Origin of the sequence: Polaribacter sp. BAL334 (assembly GCF_015767435.1) — a bacterium.
Taxonomy (GTDB): Bacteria; Bacteroidota; Bacteroidia; order Flavobacteriales; family Flavobacteriaceae; genus Polaribacter.
In genome coordinates this window covers 1-744 of sequence record NZ_JADWOV010000195.1, presented here as the reverse complement: position 1 = coordinate 744, position 744 = coordinate 1, and the positions used below count along the sequence as shown (strand labels likewise).

The window sequence follows — 744 nt, the reverse complement described above, 5'->3', positions numbered from 1 at the left end:
CAATATAATTGAGCATTAAATCTGCCATTTCTTCAATTGTTTTTTCTCCTTTGATAATATCTCCAGTATCAATATCGATAATATCGCTCATTCTGTTTGCCAAATCTGAATTTGAAGAAACTTTGATTACTGGAGTGATTGGATTTCCTGTTGGAGTTCCTAAACCTGTTGTAAACAAAACAATATTTGCACCAGAACCAACCATTGCTGTGGTACTTTCTACATCATTTCCTGGAGTACATAATAAATTCAATCCTGATTTAGTAACATATTCTCCATAATCTAAAACATCAACAATTGGAGAGGTTCCTCCTTTTTTGGCAGCGCCTGCAGATTTCATAGCATCAGTAATCAAACCATCTTTGATATTTCCTGGTGAAGGATTCATATCAAAACCTGAACCTGCATTGACTACTGATTTTTCAAAAGCTTTCATCAAACTTAAAAATTTAGTAGCCTTTTCCTCATCAGTACATCTATTTACTAGTTCTTGTTCAACACCACAAAGTTCAGGAAACTCAGATAAAATGGCTGTTCCTCCAAGAGCTACTAGCAAATCTGAAGTGTATCCTAATGTTGGATTTGCAGAAATTCCCGAAAAACCATCTGAACCACCACATTCTAAACCAACTTTTAATGCTGATAAAGGTGCAGGTTTACGTACTATTTTATTTGCTTCTTTAATTGCTTCAAATGAGTCTTTTATGATGGCTGTGAGCATTTCATCAACAGTCCCCATTTGCT

Annotated in this window: 1 pseudogene; it reads right to left on the bottom strand. The window is 34.9% G+C overall.

From position 1 onward, the window contains the following. Window positions 1–744, bottom strand: a pseudogene (locus IU405_RS01050) (UxaA family hydrolase); the annotation flags it as partial.